The sequence below is a fragment of the Paenibacillus sp. sgz302148 genome, from assembly GCF_056120465.1.
The window spans coordinates 366,136-384,470 of record NZ_JBVYOJ010000001.1 but is presented as its reverse complement, the minus strand read 5'-3'; the positions used below and the strand labels follow the sequence as shown (position 1 = coordinate 384,470).

The window sequence follows — 18,335 nt, the reverse complement described above, 5'->3', positions numbered from 1 at the left end:
AGGTATGGGAACGACAGGAGTCATCGTAATTCGCGATGCGAATGAGCGGGACACGGAGCATATCCGGCAAGTGATGCTGGACGCTTATGAGCAGTACGGCAAGGTGCTGCCGGCCGAACGTTGGGAGCAATACCGTGAAGCGATTCGCGCTTCCGCCCTTGGCGAAGGGCCGATCGCCCGCATCGTCGCCGAGGTCGACCGGCGCATTGTCGGCAGCGTGCAGATGTTCGATTCGGCAAAAACGGCTTACGGTTTGCCTCATCTTGTGATCGATACGCCGGTCATTCGTTATTTGTCGGTATCTCCGCAAGCGAGGGGAATGGGCGTCGCGACGGAGCTTATCAAGGAAAGCGCCCGCCGGGCGAAGGAGCTCGGAGCGTCCCTGCTTCATCTTCACACGTCCGACATGATGGCGTCCGCCGTACGGCTGTACGAACGGTTAGGCTTCGAGCGCGCTTACGACAAGGACATCTACAACGGGGATACGCTCGTAAAGAGCTTTCGGCTCCAATTAGACAATCAGAGAAGCAATTGAACTAAGCATCGGGGACTTAGAAATTTGAAGAATGAGTGAATAGGGACTGGGGAGGAATTACGATGGCGAAACGGAAAAAAATCAAGTTTGGCGCGATTATCCACGGCGTCGGCGGCCATATGGCGGGATGGAGGCATCCGGACGCGATCACGGACGCGAGCGTCAATTTTCATTTTTATAAAAGCCAAGCGCAAAAAGCGGAAGCCGGCAAATTCGATCTCGTCTTCATCGCCGACGGTCTATACATTAACGAGAAGTCGCTCCCGCACTTCCTGAATCGCTTCGAGCCGATTACGATTTTGTCCGCGCTTGGCGCCGTCACCTCGAACATCGGGCTTGTCGGCACGTTATCGACCTCGTACAGCGAGCCGTTTACGGTCGCGCGGCAGTTCGCCTCCATCGACCATATCAGCGGCGGCCGCGCAGGCTGGAACGTCGTCACTTCGCCGCTGGAAGGGTCAGCCAAAAACTACGGCAAGCGGGAGCATCCGTCGCACGACTTGCGCTACCAAATCGCCGAGGAGTACTTGCAGGTGACGAAGGGGCTGTGGGACTCGTGGGAGGACGACGCATTCGTGCGGGATAAAAATTCGGGCGTATTTTTCGATCCGTCGAAGCTGCATAGACTGAACCATGAAGGCAAGCATTTTTCCATTCAGGGGCCGCTTAATATCGCGCGTTCCAGGCAAGGTCAGCCGGTCATCTTCCAGGCGGGCTCCTCGGAGAGCGGTAAAGATTTGGCCGCGAAGGAAGCCGATGCGATCTTCACCGGTCCGGAATCGATCGAGGAAGCGAAGAAGTTTTATCGCGACGTGAAGCAGCGCGCGGTGGCTTACGGTCGATCGGCGGCTGATATCGTCATCTTGCCGGGCATAGGGCCGATTCTGGGCGCAACGGAAGAGGAAGCCGAGCGCAAATACCAGGAGATCGCGGGTCTTGTGACGATCGAAAACGCATTGAACTATTTGGGCCGTTTCTTCGACCACTTTGACTTCTCGCAATTTCCGCTTGACGAACCGTTCCCGGAGCTGGGCGACGTCGGCAGCAACAGCTTCCGCAGCGGCACGGATAAAATCAAAAAAACGGCGAAGGAGCACAACTTGACCCTCCGCCAAGTGGCTCTCCAGGTCACGACGCCACCAAGCCAATTTATCGGCACGCCGGAGAAGGTGGCCGACCTGATTCAGCAATGGTACGAGGAAGAAGCGGCAGACGGTTTTATCGTCAGCAACGCCACGCCGAACGGCTTGAACGAGTTCGTCGATCACGTCGTACCGATCCTGCAGGAGCGGGGCATTTACCGGACCGAATACGAATCCGATACGCTGCGCGGCAATCTGGAATTACAAATTCCAGCGAACCGTTATACGGTTGCAAGAGCGAAAGAAGTGAGAACAGGTTCATAATGTGATCGAACAACCCCGGGGGCATCGTCCTCCGGTTTTTTTGTTGTTCCGAGAAAGGCAAGAATCCAGGCGCCGCAAGGGTTGAAGCGGTGCGAAAGTTCGTTTAAGGCGAAAAAAGCGTCGTATTTGAAAAAGGTTACCTACGTCATCATTGAAAAAATCAACCTCGGTTGAATTTTACGAATTGCGGCATCGTTTCTTTTGTTATATATATTCTTTGTTATATATACATTGTTCATGAAAGGTTCTGCTCGCTTAGCAGAATGGAGCTCTTTCAGTAGGAGGAGGAAGTATCGTGACAGATCATACGATGGATCAAGTCGAAGACGAAAACGCCGCGCACGAAGTGGAAGCCGGCGTGCACAATTTCAGCAGCGAAAAAGAATGGGTAAAACCGGAAAATCCGCTTCTTCTGGAGCGTCTTGAATGGTTCAAGGATCAGAAGCTTGGCTTGATGATGCATTGGGGGCCGTATTCCCAGCTGGGTATCGTGGAATCTTGGGCACTCAGCGACGATGATGCCGATTGGTCGCGGAACTGCATCGATTGGGACGTCGACGGGGAAGAGTTCAAGCGCCAATATTTCGGCTTGAACAAAACGTTTAATCCGATCCGTTTCCAGCCGGAGCTGTGGGCCGACCTTGCAGCCGAAGGCGGGTTCAAATATTTGACGTTTACGACGAAGCACCATGACGGCTTCTGCATGTGGGACACGCATACGACGGAATATCGCAGCACTGGAAAAGATACGCCGTTCCACGCGCATAAGTACGCAGACATCTGCAAGCATTTGTTCGATGCTTTCCGCGCGAGAGGATTGGGGATCTCCGCCTACTTCTCGAAGGCCGACTGGAATACCCCGTATTATTGGGCGCCGGGCATGGCGCGTGGCCGCCATATGTGGCGCGGCCCGTCTTACGATCCGAAGGAGTATCCTTGGCTGTGGGAGCAATTCGTTCAATTTACGCATGAGCAAATGCGCGAGCTGCTGACGCGGTATGGCCGAATCGACGTGCTCTGGCTGGATGCCGGTTGGGTATGCCCGCAGTCGAGGAGGGCTTGGCAAGATATCCGCCTCGGCGAGTTCGTGGAGGAAATGCGCAAAACTCAGCCGTGGCTGCTGTCCGCGGACCGGACGGTTGGCGGGGCGTATGAGAATATTATAACGCCGGAGCAGACGATCCCAGAGACAGCGATGAACGTGCCTTGGGAAAGCTGCATTACGATGGGCACCTCGTTCTCGTTCAAATACGAGGACGAATACAAGTCGGTGCGGCAAATCGTCCGAATCCTGATGGAAATCGTTGCCAAAGGCGGCAACCTGGCGCTGAACGTCGGACCGCAGCCGGACGGACGCCTGCCGGAAGGCGCGATCAAGCGGATGAAGGAGCTTGGCGCATGGCTTGCAACATACGGCGAAGCGGTGTACGGCACGCGCCCATGCGCTCCGTATTATCAGGATAACTGCGCTTTTACGGGCAAAGGGGATACGGTGTATTGCACCCATCTGTACAAAACCGCTCAAACACCGGTATCGGCAACCGTTTCGATCCCGTATACGGGGCAGGTGCAAGGCGTTGAACTGGTTGGCACGGATGCGGCGCTTGAATATATCCGGACTGATGCGGGCTTGACGGTAACATTGCCTTCCTCGGAGACGGAAGGGCCGGCTCCGGTTGCGCATGTGTTCCGGATTTTAACGAAATAAATAACTGCGGCAGCGAATTATTGTAAACAGTAGCGGAATCGCGGCAAGAAATGTATAATGCGGAAGTAACGCTTCTTATGATTTTGAATGATGAATTGGGGTTACTTTCCGTGAAACTGCTTAGAATTATGGCGCTGCCGGTTTTGTTCATTCTGACGGCGCTTATTATGTACGCGATCTCGCGTGTTGCGAATTGGGGTTGGGAGTGTCTGCTGTTCGCCGCCTTTACATTGTTCGGCATCGCGCGAGACAGGAAACCGATCGGGTGGCTGCGTTTTTTGCCCGCCGGATTGATCATGCTAACGATATTTTACCTAATCTACCGTTATGCCAATCCGATGTGGAATTGGGTTGTCGGCATGCAGACGAAGTCCATTCACCATGTGTTCAACTGGAATGATCTCTTCAATTCGATCCCGTTCAACGATGCGGCTTTCTTCCGTTTATGGCAGCCGAAATGGCTGACACATTACATGCAGTGGGTATATGGTTTCGGATTTGCGCTGTCGTATTGGATTTGTCTGATTCGGGCGTTTTTTACGAAAGACGTGCACAAGTTCGGGCGTTACGCCTTGGCCGGCTATTTGCTGCAGGTGCCGTTTATTTTGCTGTTCTATAATACGATTTTGCTGCAAGAAGTCTGGTATGTGCAGGGTACGCCGGATATGCTGGAACGCAATCTTACCCCCGAGCAGGCATTCAGTACGGCAATGAATTGTTTTCCGAGTATGCATACGTCGATCGCGTTTGCCGGATTTCTGCTGTCGATGCGGGAGCGAAGCCGATGGTACCGGCTTGTGCTTGGCGTCTACTGCATATCGATCATCGTATCGACCATGTACTTGAAAATTCATTGGGTGATCGACGTCGTCGCTGGCATGCTGTTCGCATATGGCTGTGTCAAGCTGGCTGATTGGATTGTGGCGTCGAAGCTCTTTGGCGCGTTTGCCCAAAAATTCGAAGCTTTGGGAGAACGGCTGGAGCGCGCCGTTTCCCCGGGCCGGAAGCGGAGCGAAGGGACGTCGGTCGAATGTAAGTGAAAACCTGCGACCATCATACAAAGAAAGCCATCCGTTCGCTTGTTATTGCGTACGGATGGCTTCTTTGTTTCAGCCGACATGCTCGGGCAAAACACCCTGTTCCTTCGACGAGGCTTGATTCTCAGGACGCTGCACATCTTTAGCTTTTGCGCCCCATTTGACCGGCGTGACGAACCAATAGACAAAACCGAGGAAAAAGGCGCCTCCCGCCATGTTCCCGAGCGTGACCGGAATCATGTTGTGGAACCATCCTGCCAAGTTTACCGTTTCCGGGTGGGGGAGGACAAGAGCCAGGCCGAGTACCGTCATATTCGCAATGCTATGCTCGTACCCGGACGCGATAAATCCGAACAGCATCCACCAGATGAGCATCAGCTTCGCCATTTCGTTTTTGGTCCGCATCGCGCACCAAATGGCCAAACAAACGAACCAGTTGCACAGAACGCCGCGGAAGAACAGTTGGTCCACAGGCATATTCATCTTCTTCGCCGCCGCCGTCATCAGCAGATGATCCGGTTTAATTCCGGCGAATATTCCGGAACCCTTCACCAGCATGACGAGAACCATAGCGCCCAGCAAATTACCGAGGAAGCACCAGAACCAGTTTTTTGCGGCATCCCGCCATTTGGTCCCACCGGTCAGGCTGCTCATCGTAAATATCATATTGTTACCCGTAAACAACTCAGATCCGGCAAATATAACAAGCGTGAGCGCAACTCCAAAGCTCATTCCCATCAAAGTGGTAGTCATCGGCGATTTGACGGCGAAAAGCGGCGCCCCAACCGAAAAAATGAGTACGATGCCAAGGCCGACATATGCCCCCGCGAGCCCGGAGGCTGCCAAATACCGAAGCAGGCTTTGTTCCATTAGTTGCTTTTTCTTGAGGGCTGCCTCGACTACAGATTCGATCGATTCCTTAAACATAGTGCATCGTTCCTTTCAATTGGCTGACTATCTATACGCCGATCATGATTTGCCCGTTCTCAACGCGGACCGGATACGTCTTCACCTGACCCGTATCCGGTGCTTGCACCTTGCCGTCAATCAGGCTGATCTTCCAGTCATACAAAGGGTCGAACAAATAATCGCCGCTGACGATGCCTTCGCACAGCACGCCTCCTTTCCGGTGAGGACTTTTGTTTTCCAGCGCCGCGATTCGTCCGTCGGTAAGGCGGAATACCGCAACCTCCTGGCTGCCGATATGAACGCGTCGGCCAATCCGTTCCGGAAGCTGATCGATGCTGAGTACCGGCACATAAGTCCGATGTTGTTGTTCGAGTTGTTCGGGTTGTTCGATCCGATTTGTCATGCTCGTCGACTCCTTTCAATAATAACTACAGCTGCCTTATCCACGCTCTTAGAAGAACAAGCCTCCGTTACGCTTTTGCATTAGCAGGCCGTTCCGGTTCCGCATTGATCGTTTCGTACAACCGTTCACGAAGCTCCGGGTCTTGCAGCGTTTCCCTCCATGGGTCGTTCACTTGCTGCAGCGCAAGCTCGACTCGCTCGTTCAGCTCTCTGCGGCTTGTTTCGTCCTCGACAACGGTCCGCCGGATCGTCTCAAGCCCGATCCGCTCCAGCCATTCGCTCGTCCGCTCGCCGTATTTGCCGGTTTCCCGGTAATACTGGACGTAGGCGCCGGCGATTTCCATCAGCTCGCGATCCGTTTTCACCTTGCACAGCAGATCGGCGCCTCTCAGCTTGATGCCCCCGTTGCCGCCTGCGTAAATTTCCCATCCGCCGTCATTGCCGACGATGCCGAAATCTTTGGTCCCGGATTCGGCACAATTACGCGGGCAACCGTTGACCGCCATCTTGAACTTGGCCGGCATCCACAGCCGTTCGAATTTTTTCTCGAGCTCGATGCCCATCGCGATCGAGTCCTGCGTGCCGAAGCGGCAGAACCGGTTGCCGACGCATGTTTTGACGGTCCGGAGCGCTTTGGCGTAACCGTAACCGGACGGCATGCCCAGCTCCGCCCATACGCTCGGAAGGTTTTCTTTCTTCACGCCTAACAGGTCGATCCGCTGCCCGCCGGTGACTTTGACCATTTTTACATCGTATTTCTCGGCCACTTCCGCGATTCGCTTCAGCTCCGCCGGCGAGGTCACGCCTCCGTACATCCGGGGGATCACGCTGAACGTTCCGTCCTTCTGGATGTTGCCGTGCAGCCGTTCGTTCACGAAACGCGATTCCCGTTCGTCCACGTACTCCTTGGGCCAGAGCATGCCGAGATAATAGTTCAAAGCAGGTCGGCACTTCGAGCAGCCTTCCGGTTGTTCCCAGCCGAGCACGTGCATCGTTTCCCTCACGGTTCGCAGCCCTTTCTCCCGAATAGCTGCCACGATCGCGTCCCGGTCCATTGTCGTGCAACCGCAGATGCCTTGTTTAGCCGTCGCCGTATCGTATTCGCTCCCCAGCGTCGCGATGAGCAGCTGTTCCACGAGCGGTTTGCAGCCCCCGCACGAACGGGTCGCTCCCGTGCACATTTTGATTTGCTCGACCGTCGACCAGCCTTGCTCGCGGATTCCGTGCACGATCGTCCCTTTCGTTACGCCGTTGCAGCCGCATACGATATCGTTGTCAGCCATGGCCTCCACGGCCGCGGTGCCGTTGCTCGCGCCGCCTCCGCAGCAGCCGCCGCCCATGAGCAGGGAGTGGAGTTCCGGCGTCATCTCCGCCTTGTCTTTGATCCATTTGGCGATTTGCGCCGAATCGCTTGTGTCTCCGAACAACACGCCGCCTACGATCACGTTGTTTTCAAGCACGACCTTCTTGTATACCTTTTTCCATGGATCGTCGATTTTCAGCGCCATTAAGCCGTCCCGTTCCTGGTACGTACCCGCCGAGAACACGTCCACGCCCGAAACCTTCAGCTTGGTCGATGTCGCCGACCCGATGTATGGCGATGTTTCCACACCGCAAAGCCGCTTGGCGAGCACGACGCCTTGCTCGAACAGCGGCGCTACGAGACCGTAGCAGATGCCGCGATGCTCGTTGCATTCGCCGATCGCGTACACGTCGGGAGCGCTAGTTGCGAGGTAATCATCGACGACGATGCCGCGATTGACGCGCAGCCCGCTTTCCCGAGCGACGCTCACGTTCGGCTTAATGCCCGCGGCCATCACGACGAAGTCCGCCTCCAGCGTGCTTCCGTCGGCGAAACGAAGCCCCGTAACGCGTTCTTCGCCGAGCACCTCCGTCGTTTGTACCGGCATGGCGAACTTCAGGCCTTGTGCCTCGAGTTCCGCTTTGAGCATCGCGGACGCAGTCGCATCGAGCTGCCGTTCCATCAGGTCGCTCATCAGATGAACGACCGTAACATCCATGCCGAGCTTCGCCAGTCCGCTAGCCGCCTCGAGGCCCAGCAGGCCGCCGCCGATGACGGCGGCTTTCTTGTACGTATTGGCCGCGGCGATCATCGCTTCGCAATCGCGAATGTCGCGGAAGCCGACGACGCCTTCTTTGTCCGCGCCTGGAATCGGCAGCACGAACGGAACCGAGCCGGTCGCGATGATGAGCGCATCGTACTGTACCTGCAATTTTGAATCTGTAATAACAAGCTTCCGCTCCGTATCGATTCGAACTGCGGACGTACCGGTGTATAAGCGAATGCCGTTGTCGGCATACCAGGACCAATCGTTAAGCACGATATCGTCAATCGTTTTGGAGCCTTCCAATACATAGGAGAGCATGATGCGGTTGTAGTTGGGATGAGGCTCGCTGCCGATGACCGTAATATCGTACAGATCCCGGCTCAGCTTGAGTATGTGCTCGATCACGTTGACGCCCGCCATGCCGTTTCCGACAAGCACTAATTGTTTTCGTTTTGGTTCTCGCGTCATTCCATTCCCTCCAATATGACAATAGTTGTGATTGAATTCACTTTCATAAATTGAACTCGCTGCGAAAAATCAGGATAACGTAAGTTAAAGATTCGAATGTTTTCTTGTTATCGTTAGGCTCAGTGTAGCACGGGCATGACGGCATTATTGTGATAAATGTTACAACCGCCGAAAAAAGGCAAGATTTCGGGGTCTGAGCGGAAAATTTCATCGCTTGGGGCTGCCACGGGCTTGAGCGTTTACGGTCATATGATGTTTTTATTGAATGATCGTTTGTTTTCGTATATGATTTATTGTGTGCGAACAGGGAAGTGAAAATCATTCGCATCGACATGAAACATATACAAGCGGGAGGATAGGTATGGGACAGGATACGAAGAAAGCAAAATTGGGCGTAATCGGCCTTAGCGGCCGCGGCAGAGGGCTGCTTGGCAGCTTGCTGGAAATGGAAGATGTAGAAATTACGGCAGTATGCGACGTTTACGAGGATAGATTGCAGCTTGGGCTTGACGATGTCAAGCGGTCGGGCGGCCAAGCGGAAGGCTACCGCGACTACAAGGAACTGCTCGCGCGGGAAGACATCCAAGGTGTTGTAATCGCTACCACTTGGATTACCCATGCCGAAATCGCGGTTGCCGCGATGAAAGCCGGCAAATACGCAAGCATCGAAGTCGGCGGCGCAGCTTCACTTGAGGAGTGTTGGGAGCTTGTCCGGGCGTCGGAGGAAACCGGCATGCCGTGCATGCTGCTGGAGAACTGCTGCTACGGACGCGAGGAGCTTGCCCTGCTGAACATGGTGAAGCAAGGGTTGTTCGGCGAGCTGATTCATGTTGCCTGCGGCTACGAGCATGATTTGCGCGACGAGGTCGCTCTTGGTGAGCAAAACCGTCACGGCCGTTTCCGCAACTATTTGAAACGTAACGGCGAATTGTATCCGATTCACGGGCTCGGGCCGATGTCGAAAATACTCGACATTAACCGCGGCAACCGTTTGGTATCGCTTACTTCGATGGCTTCCAAAGCGCGCGGCATTAATGAGTGGGCTGCAGCGAAGTTCGGCGAGAACGATCGTCTGGCGAAGCTGGAATTCGCGCAAGGCGATATCGTGACGACGATGATCAAATGCGCCGGCGGCGAGACGATCCACATTATTCACGACACGACGCTTCCGCGCCCGTATTCCCGTGCAGGCCGCGTGCAAGGCACGAAAGGCATCTGGATGGAGGACAACTACTCCATACATATAGAGGGCAGAAGCCCGGCGCACACATGGGAGAAGTTCGACGCGTATCTGGAGCAATACGAGCATCCGATCTGGAAGCACTACCTGAACGCAGGTGTACGCGGCGGACATGGCGGGATGGACTATCTTGTGCTCCGCGCCTTCGCGGAAAGCGTCAAGAACGGAACGCAAACGCCAATCGACGTTTACGATACGGCGGTTTGGATGGCCATTACCGTATTGTCGGAGGAGTCGATCGCACTCGGCAGCGCGCCGGTTGCCATTCCGGACTTCACCAAAGGCAAATGGATCGTACGCGAAGAGGAGAACGTGGGCCATTATTCGCTCGACGCTATTCGCGAGTAGGACGTCATCTTAATATGAACCCATGAAAACAAGGACTGCCGCCGGCAGCTCGTCTAGAGCTGTCGGGGCAGTCCTTGTTGCATTGGCGCAAGGGGGTGAAACCCGCCTTTACTGCTGAGCCTGGAGACCGAATGCTGCGGCGATTAACTCGATGGAACGTATCCGAGCATTGAAATCGTGGATCGGCGAAACGACCATCACTTCGTCGGCTGCGTACTGCGCGCTCATGGCTTCGATCTGCTCCTTCACCTGGGCAGGCGTTCCGACGATACGCCTTTTGCGCGCAAGGCGAAGGCGTTCCAGATCGAACTCCGTATACGGATAGTTTTTCGCGGTCTCCACCGATGGGAACGTATCCAGCTCGAGCCCCCGCTCGAGGCGGAAGAAGAACAGGTCGGTGCTCATGGCAAGCTCGTTTGCTTCCTCTTCGGTTTCGGCGCATACTGCAAGGACGGCTATCATGGAATGCGGCTGTTCGTTCCACACCGAAGGCTGGAAATGTGTGTGGTAATGCCGCATCGCTTCGACGCCACCCGGCGAGCCGAAAAATTGCGCGAAGGCGTAGGAAGCTCCAAGCAGGGCAGCGATTCGTGCACTTTCGTCGCTTGAACCGAGCAGCCACAGCTCCGGGGCAGTTTGAATCGACGGCGAAGCGTGCAATCCCGCGAACCGGTGGTCGGCGGGAAGCGAATCATGGATATATCCGGTCAAATCCGCGATTTGCTGCGGATATTGGCGAATGTCGACCATCTTGTTCTCCTGCAGCGCCCTTGTCGGGAGCGGCATGCCACCGGGAGCCCGCCCAAGACCGAGATCGATGCGTCCCGGGTGAAGCGCCTCGAGCAGCTTGAAGTTTTCCGCCACTTTATATGCACTATAGTGCGGAAGCATGACGCCTCCCGAACCAACTCTTATATGTGATGTCCGGGCGGCAAGGTGAGCGATCAATATTTCCGGGCTCGAAAACGAAAGCGCCTTGGACGCATGATGCTCCGAAACCCAGAAGCGACTATAGCCTAATCGTTCGGCAGCTTGCGCCAGCCGTGTCGTTTCCTCCAGCGTATCCCCCGCGGTACGACCCTCGCATACTTGCGACTGGTCCAAAATACTTAGTTTGGTCATCCAAATCACCTCTCGCCAAAACTGTACCAAACTTTACGATACAGGTCAAAACGAGCCATTTCTCATGATACAGAAAATATTTTCTGAATTTCAGCATCATATTTCTGAAATATTTACGTGCATGAGCTCTAGTTGATCCATTCAGAAAAAAATATCTATTATTCAGAAACTATTTTCTAAAAGCAGTAATTATTTTCTGAGTTTGTCTTGTTACCCTGATACCATCGAAATATTCAGAAATAAGTTTCTGAATTTCAGCCAAAATTTTCTGAATCAACGTACCGGCTAGAGATCACAGTCTACTACGAACAACAGCAACGAACGACCGACCTTGTGCTTTCCCTGCTATCTGATCTGTTCAACTACAATCGTGGTGTGAATCCGCACGGAACGACAACCGCTTGTGACCAACGCTGCATTGCACCCGTCAAATGCCCCTCTTCCAGTGAGCGTCAAATCCTTCAACAGATTCAGAGCAGACCATTTTGGTTGTATTTGGCTCAGTTACGCAAGCAGTGGCTCAGCTACGATTTCGGATGCCGCCCGCTGATCTTCCGTCTCCCGAATCTGGAATCGGTTGATTTCCAAAAACAGCTTTTGCGACAGGTCGCTGATGTCGTCGGCCTGTTGGGCGATGCGGCGGATCGAGGCATCCTGAGCATTCGAAGTGGAGTTCACTTCCTGAACCGAAGCCGCCGTTTCTTCAGCGATACCGGCCACGAATTGGATGGATTGGCTGAGCGATTCGTTTTGCTGCTGCGTCGTTTTGGCTTTTAGCGCAACTTGTTCCACTTGCGAGGTGATCTCCGTGATTGACCGGTCGATGGAACGGAATGCGTCAAGCGTCTCGTCGACCTTCTCATACTGCGTGTCCAGGCTGATTCGGGCTTGCTCCAGATGATGGCGGACATCCTTCATTTGCCGGCTCAGCGACTGAACGGATTGCGAGATGAAGGCGGACGAATCTTTGGTCTCCAGCGATAGCAGCCGCACTTCTTCGGCGATGACCGCAAAGCCTTTGCCGTGGGAGCCCGCCCTGGCCGCTTCGATCGATGCGTTGAGCGCCAGAATGTTCGTCTGATGCGAAACTTGGGCGATCGTATTCGCCATCCGATCGATTTGCTGCGAGCTGCTGGATAATGCCTCCATAGCCACCGTAACGTTGCGCAGCATTTCATCCGATCGGTCGGCTGCAGCCTTGAGCGATTCTACCGATTGTGCCCCGGATTGCGTGTTGTGCATCGCGGCCATTCCTGTGGCGGCCATCGTCGCAGTATGGCTCGTAATCTCGTTAACAGCCTGCTCCAGATCATAGATGAGCTGAGCGCTTCGCTCCGAGCGCGTCGCTTGCTGGTCGGCGCCCGCCGAGATAGCTTCGATCGCATGGACGATTTCGGCATTGGCCGAAGCCGTCGTTTGCGAGAATTGCCGGAACGACGAAGAGTATTCGGCTAACGTCGACGCAATTCGCTGCGTATTGCCGAGCATGTCGTTCACTTTATCGATCATATGATCGAAGCTGTCGCTTAGTTGCCCGAGCTCGTCTTTTGTTCCGGCGTTGATCGTATGGCGCAAATCCCCTTCGGCTATCGCCTCCAGCGCGTGCCGAAGCCTGCGAATCGGTTTCGAGAAGGCGCGGATCAGCAGCCATGCGACCGCGATCGAAACGACGATGACCGCCGCAACGCCGATGAGCGAAGCTTGGACCGTGGAATCGAGCAAGCCGCGCGACTGGCTTACGGCTTCGATCGCCTCTCGAGTATAGGAAGAATGAAAGTTGTCGGCGAGTTTGGCAATCTCATCCGAGTCTTTTTTCGCAGCATCCTTCAATTCATCCATTTTCTCGATCACGACGAGCGGGTCGGCGGACTCGTCCTGCAGCATTTTGACGGCTTCCGCCACGGTTCCGGTAAAATGCTTCGACAGTTCTTCGAGCTGCTCGGCCCATTGTCGCTGCTCCGGGGTTGCCGCTTTTTGTCCCATCATAGCCACCGAATTTTTGAAAGGATCGAAGAACGAGTTGTATTGCCCGATCAGCTCAAGGTTTTGCGTACCGATCATCGCTATCGCGGCGCCTGATACATTGTTCAAATGTTGAACGAGCTCCAGTGCCAACACTTTTTTATCCATCGCACTGTTTTGTACGGCAATTTGTCGTTTGATTTGATTCACTTGCCCTAGATTGTACAGGGCGACTGCGGAAAAAATAATCAATATACCCGTAAAACTTAGGATCAGTTTCATCCGCATCGTATGGATGCCTCGCAACATTGTTGTTTCCCCCTTATGATCGATAGTCCATATGTAATGATTGGCAATTACGACTAGTATAAAAGTCGGATATTAAATAAAACGCCGCAAACTGTAAAAGCAGAGTAAATTTTGCGCAGCAAACGTATCTTCGCCCGAGTTTCTCAGTTTTTTAGAATCATAAAAGCCTATCTTCTATGCACTTCACCATTATTCGAAATAAAGCTTCCTATTAATGCGCGTTAATACGCGAATGTATCTTTGTCTTATGCACGAGTTTATCTTCGTCCAGTTCCTTCGATCTTCAGTTTTTTTACACAACATTTACAAATTAATAAAACTCTCTTAACATTCGGGGTCTATCATTAGCCATGTGATCGAAAGAGACACAACAGCGAAGAACAAAAAACAAAAGGAGAGAATCAAATTGAAGAAATCGTCGATGAAACACATGCTTACGCTTGTGCTGGTCATGGCAGTTTGTGCGGTAGTGGCAGTAGGTTGCGGCAGCAAATCAGATAACGGGGCGGCTTCCGGGTCGAACGACAATAAAGGAGAAGCACTTTCCGGAACGGTAACGGCATCGGGGTCCAGTGCATTGCTTCCACTGGTAAAACAAGCGAAGACAGAATTCGAGGAGAAAAACGCGGACGTTACGATTAACGCAACGGCCGGCGGATCCGGCACAGGCTTGAAAAACGTTGCCGACGGCACTTCCGATATCGGCAACTCCGATGTGGAAGCGGGCGACGAGTTCAAGGACAAAAACCTGGTTGACCACATTGTGGCCATCGCGCCTTTTGCGCTGATCGTCAATAAAGACGTGACCGTCGATTCGCTGACGAAGCAGCAAGCGGCCGATATTTTCACGGGCAAAATTACGAACTGGAAAGAAGTCGGCGGTGCGGATCAAGCGATCACGATCATTCATCGTCCGGACAGCTCCGGATCCCGCAAACTTGTGAAGAAAATCGTGCTTGACGGCGCGGAATTTACGAAAGAAGGCGTACAGCAAGAGAGCAGCGGTTCGCTGAAAACAGCGGTTGAATCGACGGCGGGCGCAATCGGATATGTCGATATCGCTTACGTGGACGACAAAGTCAAAGCACTCAAATTCGAAGGCGTTGAATATAAAGAAGAAGCGATCAAAGACGGTACTTATCCGCTGTACGGCATTGAGCACATGTACACGAAAGGCGAGCCTACGGGTGCGGTAAAAGCGTTCATTGATTACATTATGAGCGACGATTTCCAAAATAACCGCGTACGCGAGCTGAAATTCCTTCCAGCGGCGACACTGAACAAATAATAAAATTTACATTCCGTTAACAATACTCGAATTCGGAATTTACAAAACTTTAATACAATGAACTTGCTGAGAGGACGGTGATCGATGCCGTCCTTTCGAATTGATAAGGTCCGAAGGAGGTCTTCTATGTTCACAGCAGCGGAATCGCAAGTTACAGAACGGAAAGTCATGTCGTCCAAATGGGCGAATAAACAAAAAAGATCGGATCTTCTGATGAGAACCCTTTTTATCGGCAGCTCATCGTTCGTTTCTATTATTATTTTTTCGATCATTATTTTCGTAGGGGTGCAAGGCTTCGGCACTTTCAGTGAAGTGTCGCCGCTTCAATTCTTCTTCTCGACGGATTGGACGCCGGACCAGAACAGCTTCGGGGCGTTTCCGTTCCTGTTCAGCACGCTGGTGCTTACCCTGCTTTCTGTTGGTTTATCGGTTCCTATCGCGTTATCGGGGGCTATCTTTATCGCGAAAATCGCGCCGAACTGGCTGCGCGAAATCATTCGGCCGGCTACCGATCTGTTCGTTGGCATTCCGTCAGTCGTGTACGGCTTGATCGGTCTGACCGTCATCGTGCCGACGCTCGGCAAATGGTTCGGCGGCACAGGCTTCGGATTGCTTCCGGCGGCCATCATTTTGGCGGTCATGATTTTGCCGACGATTCTGTCGATCTCGGAGGATGCAATCCGCAGCTTGCCCCGTAAGCTGGAGGAAGCATCGCTTGCGCTTGGCGCAACACGCTGGCAAACGATTTGGCGCGTATTGCTTCCGGCGGCAAGACCCGGCATTCTGACTGCTATTATTCTTGGCATGGGCCGGGCGATCGGCGAAACGATGGCCGTTTTTATGGTTATCGGCAACTCTCCGCAAATGCCGAAAGGGCTGCTGGACTCAACGACCGTACTGACGACAGCGATCGTGAAGGACATGCCCCATACGTTTTATGGTACCGCGTGGAATAACGCTTTATACTTAATGGCATTTCTTCTATTGGTTATTTCGATGTCGCTGATCTTGGTCATTCGTTATGTGGAGAAAAGGAGTGAACGAGGATGAGGAGCAAAATAACCGACCGGATCGCAACGGCTTTTTTCTGGGCTGTCGGTCTTTTGATCATGCTCATTCTGGCTTGGTTTTTGATCAAAATTATCGGCGAAGGCCTGCCGCATTTATCGTGGGATTTCATTACGGGCAAGCCCCAGGAAATTATGGCCGGGGGCGGCGTTGGGCCGCAGTTGTTCAATACGTTTTATATTTTGTTCCTGTCTCTGCTGATTTCGTTGCCGATTGGCGTTTTTGCTGGGATATATTTAGCGATTTACGCCAAAGAAAATAAATTTACATCGCTTATCCGCATTTCGGTCGAGGCGTTATCTTCCGTCCCGTCCATCGTATTCGGTTTGTTCGGTTTGCTGCTGTTCGTTAATTTGTTCAACTTGAAGTTTTCGATCATTGGCGGCGCGGCAACGTTGTCGCTCATGAATTTGCCGGTATTGGTTCGGGTGACGGAGGTCGCTTTGCGTCAGGTTCCTGCATCGTACTTTCAAGCTTCGCTTGCGCTTGGTTCGACACGTTGGCAGGCGATTCGGAAGGTACTGCTCCCCGTGGCAATGCCGAGCATGATAACAGGCGTGACGCTTGTTGCCGGCAGAGCGCTTGGTGAGTCGGCGATCTTGATCTATACGGCGGGGTTGTCCGTATCGCGACACTTCCCTGACTTCAATCCGCTTGCGATGGGGGAGACGTTGTCCGTCCATCTCTGGTACGTCGGCGCGGAATCGATTGTTCCGGATGCCAAAGAAATCGCCCAAGGCAGCGCGGCGCTGCTCGTGATCGTCGTTCTGCTGTTCAACCTGCTGATCGCGGTGCCAAGCCGTATGCTGCAGAAAAGACTGCGCGGCGGCAAATAAACTTTACACTCCGTTAATATAGCGTTAATTTTGCCATGAAAATAACCGTGTAACATGTACGGAAGATCATAGAAATAGCAATTTTTTCATTTAACCTGTAGGAGGACATGCGAATGTCAACTATCGTCAGTATCGACCATTTGGATTTGTACTACAGCGAATTTCAAGCGCTGAAAAAAGTAAGCATGGATATTCAGGAAAAGGCGATTACGGCATTCATCGGCCCTTCCGGCTGCGGCAAGTCGACTTTGCTCCGCACGCTGAACCGGATGAACGATATGATCAAAGGCATTCGAATCGACGGTAAAGTGTTGATCGGCGATACGAACATTTACGATCAGGACGTCAATGTAGAGCTGCTTCGCAAAAATGTCGGCATGGTGTTCCAGCAGCCGAATCCGTTTCCGAAGTCGATTTTCGACAATGTTGCGTACGGCCCGCGCATTCACGGCAAGACGAACAAAGCGGAGCTTGACGTTATCGTGGAGAAGAGCTTGCGCGCATCCGCGTTATGGGATGAAGTGAAGGATAAGCTGAAAAAATCCGCTTACGGGTTGTCCGGCGGCCAACAGCAGCGTCTGTGCATCGCCCGTGCGCTTGCGGTGAGTCCGCAAATTCTGCTGATGGACGAACCTACGTCCGCGCTCGATCCGATTTCGACGCTGAAAATCGAAGAGCTGATTCAAGAGCTGAAGAACGAATATACCATCGTCATCGTGACGCATAACATGCAGCAAGCGGCGCGCGTTTCCAGCCAAACCGCGTTTTTCCTGAACGGCGAAGTCGTTGAATATAACGATACGGTGAAGCTGTTCTCGAACCCGGAAGACCAACGCACCGAAGATTACATCACGGGCCGATTCGGTTAATGGCAAGTTTTGTTCCACAAAACCAAATCTATGCTTCCGAAGCGAGTTTTCCTTCGGAAAACTTTTAAGGAGGGCTATAATGCCTACAAAACGTCTTCAATTCGATAGCCATTTGGATGAACTGCGCTCGGTATTGGTCGAGATGGGCGGCAAGGTAGAGAAAGCGATTATTGACGGAGTCCGTTCGCTGAAGGATTCGGATCTGGAGCTGGCTCGCCAAGTCATCGCCCTCGACCCGGAAATTAACGCACTGGAAGAAAAAATCGACGAAATCGGCACGTCGCTCATCGCAACGCAGCAGCCGGTAGCCAAAGACTTGCGCCGCATTATTATCGCGTTCCGCATGGCGAGCGATCTGGAGCGGATGGCGGATCTGGCGGTAGACGTCGCGAAGGTTACGCTTCGCATCGGCGAACAGGAGCTGATGAAGCCGCTCGTCGATATTCCGCGCATGGCGGAGCTCGTGCAGCAAATGACGGCGGACAGCATCAACGCCTATATTAACGAAAGCGTGGATCTGGCTTACAAAATGGCGAAAATGGACGACGAAGTCGATCATCTGCACAGCCAAATCATGCGCGAGCTATTCGTGCTGATGGTGGAAAATCCAAAAACGGTCGGACAGGCGATGCTGCTCTGCTTCGTGAGCCGCTATCTGGAGCGTTGTGCCGATCATGCCACGAATATCGGAGAAAGCGTCGTATATTTGGTACGGGGCACAAGACCGGACCTGAATACGTAATTTGCGAGGAATCGTCT

At 53.2% G+C, this 18,335-nt stretch carries 15 protein-coding genes; 10 read left to right on the top strand and 5 right to left on the bottom strand.

The features are described from left to right. Nucleotides 1–4 precede the first annotated feature (4 nt). From AC0LWM_RS01840 to AC0LWM_RS01825, 4 genes are all read left to right on the top strand, one after another. Nucleotides 5–535: a GNAT family N-acetyltransferase gene (locus tag AC0LWM_RS01840; RefSeq protein ID WP_474673191.1), complete on the top strand. Its 531-nt coding sequence runs from the start codon at nucleotides 5–7 to the stop codon at nucleotides 533–535. A gap of 62 nt (nucleotides 536–597) precedes the next feature. After that, the gene (locus AC0LWM_RS01835; protein WP_474673190.1) at nucleotides 598–1,941 is read left to right on the top strand and encodes an LLM class flavin-dependent oxidoreductase; all 1,344 of its coding nucleotides are present in this window, start codon (nucleotides 598–600) and stop codon (nucleotides 1,939–1,941) included. Between the two features lie 310 nt (nucleotides 1,942–2,251). Continuing rightward, nucleotides 2,252–3,649 (top strand): alpha-L-fucosidase, encoded by a 1,398-nt coding sequence (locus AC0LWM_RS01830; RefSeq protein WP_474673532.1) that lies wholly within the window; start codon nucleotides 2,252–2,254, stop codon nucleotides 3,647–3,649. A gap of 110 nt (nucleotides 3,650–3,759) precedes the next feature. Continuing rightward, a complete protein-coding gene (locus AC0LWM_RS01825; RefSeq protein ID WP_474673189.1) occupies nucleotides 3,760–4,689 on the top strand; it encodes a phosphatase PAP2 family protein in 930 nt (309 codons plus the stop codon). A 69-nt stretch (nucleotides 4,690–4,758) separates the two neighbouring features. On the opposite strand, the gene AC0LWM_RS01820 is transcribed toward AC0LWM_RS01825, so the two are convergent. The 3 genes from AC0LWM_RS01820 to nirB form a co-directional block, all read right to left on the bottom strand. Then, nucleotides 4,759–5,613, bottom strand: a complete 855-nt coding sequence (locus AC0LWM_RS01820; RefSeq protein ID WP_474673188.1) for a formate/nitrite transporter family protein — start codon at nucleotides 5,611–5,613, stop codon at nucleotides 4,759–4,761. A gap of 31 nt (nucleotides 5,614–5,644) precedes the next feature. After that, complete coding sequence (gene nirD, locus AC0LWM_RS01815; protein WP_474673187.1) at nucleotides 5,645–5,998, bottom strand: nitrite reductase small subunit NirD; 354 nt, start codon at nucleotides 5,996–5,998, stop codon at nucleotides 5,645–5,647. Nucleotides 5,999–6,065: 67 nt separating this feature from the next. Further along, nucleotides 6,066–8,534, bottom strand: a complete 2,469-nt coding sequence (nirB, locus tag AC0LWM_RS01810) for a nitrite reductase large subunit NirB (protein ID WP_474673186.1) — start codon at nucleotides 8,532–8,534, stop codon at nucleotides 6,066–6,068. A gap of 361 nt (nucleotides 8,535–8,895) precedes the next feature. On the opposite strand from nirB, the gene AC0LWM_RS01805 reads away from it, so the two are divergent. Continuing rightward, a complete protein-coding gene (locus AC0LWM_RS01805) occupies nucleotides 8,896–10,122 on the top strand; it encodes a Gfo/Idh/MocA family protein (RefSeq protein WP_474673185.1) in 1,227 nt (408 codons plus the stop codon). Between the two features lie 108 nt (nucleotides 10,123–10,230). Here the strand turns inward: AC0LWM_RS01805 and AC0LWM_RS01800 are convergent, their stop codons facing one another. Then, nucleotides 10,231–11,244, bottom strand: coding sequence for an LLM class flavin-dependent oxidoreductase (locus AC0LWM_RS01800; protein ID WP_474673184.1), 1,014 nt, complete (start codon nucleotides 11,242–11,244; stop codon nucleotides 10,231–10,233). A 504-nt stretch (nucleotides 11,245–11,748) separates the two neighbouring features. Next, complete coding sequence (locus tag AC0LWM_RS01795; protein WP_474673183.1) at nucleotides 11,749–13,515, bottom strand: methyl-accepting chemotaxis protein; 1,767 nt, start codon at nucleotides 13,513–13,515, stop codon at nucleotides 11,749–11,751. A 406-nt stretch (nucleotides 13,516–13,921) separates the two neighbouring features. Between AC0LWM_RS01795 and AC0LWM_RS01790 the strand changes: the two genes are divergently transcribed. The 5 genes from AC0LWM_RS01790 to phoU all read left to right on the top strand — a co-directional run bounded on the left by AC0LWM_RS01790 (nucleotide 13,922) and on the right by phoU (nucleotide 18,318). Then, a complete protein-coding gene (locus AC0LWM_RS01790) occupies nucleotides 13,922–14,803 on the top strand; it encodes a phosphate ABC transporter substrate-binding protein (RefSeq protein WP_474673182.1) in 882 nt (293 codons plus the stop codon). A 126-nt stretch (nucleotides 14,804–14,929) separates the two neighbouring features. Continuing rightward, nucleotides 14,930–15,853 carry a phosphate ABC transporter permease subunit PstC gene (pstC, locus tag AC0LWM_RS01785; RefSeq protein ID WP_474673181.1) on the top strand — a complete coding sequence of 308 codons (924 nt, stop codon included), beginning with the start codon at nucleotides 14,930–14,932 and terminating at the stop codon, nucleotides 15,851–15,853. Next, on the top strand, nucleotides 15,850–16,707 hold the full coding sequence (gene pstA, locus AC0LWM_RS01780) for a phosphate ABC transporter permease PstA (RefSeq protein ID WP_474673180.1): 858 nt from the start codon (nucleotides 15,850–15,852) through the stop codon (nucleotides 16,705–16,707). Before pstC ends, pstA begins: the two co-directional genes overlap by 4 nt. 113 nt (nucleotides 16,708–16,820) lie before the next feature. Then, nucleotides 16,821–17,576: a phosphate ABC transporter ATP-binding protein PstB gene (pstB, locus tag AC0LWM_RS01775; protein WP_474673179.1), complete on the top strand. Its 756-nt coding sequence runs from the start codon at nucleotides 16,821–16,823 to the stop codon at nucleotides 17,574–17,576. Nucleotides 17,577–17,655: 79 nt separating this feature from the next. Beyond that, on the top strand, nucleotides 17,656–18,318 hold the full coding sequence (gene phoU / locus AC0LWM_RS01770) for a phosphate signaling complex protein PhoU (protein ID WP_474673178.1): 663 nt from the start codon (nucleotides 17,656–17,658) through the stop codon (nucleotides 18,316–18,318). Nucleotides 18,319–18,335 lie beyond the last annotated feature (17 nt).

What these genes read in the sequence shown, in the direction of transcription:
- AC0LWM_RS01840 (WP_474673191.1), top strand. Translation starts at nt 5, where the DNA reads ATGGGAACGACAGGAGTCATCGTAATTCGCGATGCGAATGAGCGGGAC.
- AC0LWM_RS01835 (WP_474673190.1), top strand. Translation starts at nt 598, where the DNA reads ATGGCGAAACGGAAAAAAATCAAGTTTGGCGCGATTATCCACGGCGTC.
- AC0LWM_RS01830 (WP_474673532.1), top strand. Translation starts at nt 2,252, where the DNA reads ATGGATCAAGTCGAAGACGAAAACGCCGCGCACGAAGTGGAAGCCGGC.
- AC0LWM_RS01820 (WP_474673188.1), bottom strand. Translation starts at nt 5,613, where the DNA reads ATGTTTAAGGAATCGATCGAATCTGTAGTCGAGGCAGCCCTCAAGAAA.
- nirD (WP_474673187.1), bottom strand. Translation starts at nt 5,998, where the DNA reads ATGACAAATCGGATCGAACAACCCGAACAACTCGAACAACAACATCGG.
- nirB (WP_474673186.1), bottom strand. Translation starts at nt 8,534, where the DNA reads ATGACGCGAGAACCAAAACGAAAACAATTAGTGCTTGTCGGAAACGGC.
- AC0LWM_RS01805 (WP_474673185.1), top strand. Translation starts at nt 8,896, where the DNA reads ATGGGACAGGATACGAAGAAAGCAAAATTGGGCGTAATCGGCCTTAGC.
- AC0LWM_RS01800 (WP_474673184.1), bottom strand. Translation starts at nt 11,244, where the DNA reads ATGACCAAACTAAGTATTTTGGACCAGTCGCAAGTATGCGAGGGTCGT.
- AC0LWM_RS01795 (WP_474673183.1), bottom strand. Translation starts at nt 13,515, where the DNA reads ATGTTGCGAGGCATCCATACGATGCGGATGAAACTGATCCTAAGTTTT.
- pstC (WP_474673181.1), top strand. Translation starts at nt 14,930, where the DNA reads ATGTTCACAGCAGCGGAATCGCAAGTTACAGAACGGAAAGTCATGTCG.
- pstA (WP_474673180.1), top strand. Translation starts at nt 15,850, where the DNA reads ATGAGGAGCAAAATAACCGACCGGATCGCAACGGCTTTTTTCTGGGCT.
- pstB (WP_474673179.1), top strand. Translation starts at nt 16,821, where the DNA reads ATGTCAACTATCGTCAGTATCGACCATTTGGATTTGTACTACAGCGAA.
- phoU (WP_474673178.1), top strand. Translation starts at nt 17,656, where the DNA reads ATGCCTACAAAACGTCTTCAATTCGATAGCCATTTGGATGAACTGCGC.